Origin of the sequence: Acetoanaerobium pronyense, assembly GCF_017874355.1 — a bacterium.
Taxonomy (GTDB): Bacteria; Bacillota; Clostridia; order Peptostreptococcales; family Filifactoraceae; genus Acetoanaerobium; species Acetoanaerobium pronyense.
Window position 1 is genome coordinate 1 of sequence record NZ_JAGGLI010000074.1, and the last position, 1,784, is coordinate 1,784.

At 48.9% G+C, this 1,784-nt stretch carries 1 rRNA gene; it reads left to right on the top strand.

What is annotated here, in order from left to right:
• Positions 1–24 precede the first annotated feature (24 nt).
• Positions 25–1,784 (top strand): 23S ribosomal RNA (locus J2Z35_RS14525); the annotation flags it as partial.

Below are 1,784 nucleotides of genomic sequence, written 5' to 3' on the forward strand. Positions count from 1 at the left end.
AGAAGAGTAAAGATTTAAAATTAAGGTCAAGTTATTAAGAGCGTAGGGCGGATGCCTTGGCGCTGGGAGCCGATGAAGGACGTGGTAAGCTGCGATAAGCTTTGGGGAGGTGCAAGCAACCTTTGATCCAGAGATTTCCGAATGGGGAAACCCACTTAGGGTAATGCCTAAGTATCTTCAGGTGAATACATAGCCTGTTGAGGGGAACCCGGGGAACTGAAACATCTAAGTACCCGGAGGAAGAGAAAGAAAATTCGATTTCCTAAGTAGTGGCGAGCGAACGGGAAAGAGCCCAAACCTGACCGGTTTACCGGTTAGGGGTTAGGACAGTCAATCAATAAGAGGTATCTTAGCCAAAGAGCATTGGAAAATGCTGCCGCAGAGGGTAATAGCCCCGTAGGCGAAAAGAGAAGACTTTATGACTGCTCCAGAGTACCACGAGACACGTGAAACCTTGTGGGAAGATAGGGGGACCACCCCCTAAGGCTAAATACTACCCAGCGACCGATAGAGAATAGTACCGTGAGGGAAAGGTGAAAAGAACCCCGGGAGGGGAGTGAAATAGAACCTGAAACCCTATGCTTACAAGCTGTAGGAGTCCTTTATATGGATGACTGCGTACTTTTTGTAGAACGGGCCAACGAGTTACGATATGTTGCAAGGTTAAGCATCTAAGATGCGAAGCCGTAGCGAAAGCGAGTCTTAAATGGGCGATTTAGTTGCATGTTGTAGACCCGAAACCAGGCGACCTACCCATGGTCAGGATGAAGTTTCCTTAACCGGAAATGGAGGTCCGAACCCACGCACGTTGAAAAGTGCGGGGATGAACTGTGGGTAGAGGTGAAATTCCAATCGAGCCTGGAGATAGCTGGTTCTCTCCGAAATAGCTTTAGGGCTAGCGTCGGACTTAGATTGCAGGAGGTAGAGCACTGACTGTCCTAGGGGCCCTTTGGGTTACCGAAGACTATCAAACTCCGAATGCCTGTATATTATATCCGGCAGTCAGACTATGAGTGATAAGATCCATGGTCGAGAGGGCAACAGCCCAGACCGTCAGCTAAGGTCCCAAAATGTGTGTTAAGTGGAAAAGGATGTGGGATTGCCCAGACAACCAGGATGTTGGCTTAGAAGCAGCCATTCATTTAAAGAGTGCGTAATAGCTCACTGGTCGAGTGGTCCTGCGCCGAAAATTACCGGGGCTCAAACACACTACCGAAGCTACGGATTTTGTGTAGATTTATCTATATGAAATGGTAGGAGAGCGTCGTATATGGGCTGAAGCCGTACCGAAAGGAGCGGTGGACTGTATACGAGTGAGAATGTTGGCATGAGTAGCGAGATGGATGTGAGAATCATCCAGGCCGAAAACCCAAGGTTTCCTGAGGAAGGTTCGTCCTCTCAGGGTTAGTCGGGACCTAAGCCGAGGCCGAAAGGCGTAGGTGATGGACAACAGGTTTAGATTCCTGTACCACCAAATATCGTTTGAGTGATGGAGTGACACAGAAGGATAAGCGATCACACAGTTGGTTTTGTGTGTCCAAGCATTAAGGGAGCAGAGGTAGGCAAATCCGCCACTGCAATTCTGAGGTGTGATGGGGAGCGAAATTTAGTAGCGAAGTCGTTGATTTCACGCTGTCGGGAAAAGCTTCTAGCGAGATATAAGGTGCCCGTACCGCAAACCGACACAGGTGGGTGGGAAGAGAATTCCAAGGCCAGCGAGAGAACTATTGTTAAGGAACTCGGCAAAATGACCCCGTAACTTAGGGATAAGGGGTGCCTCATTA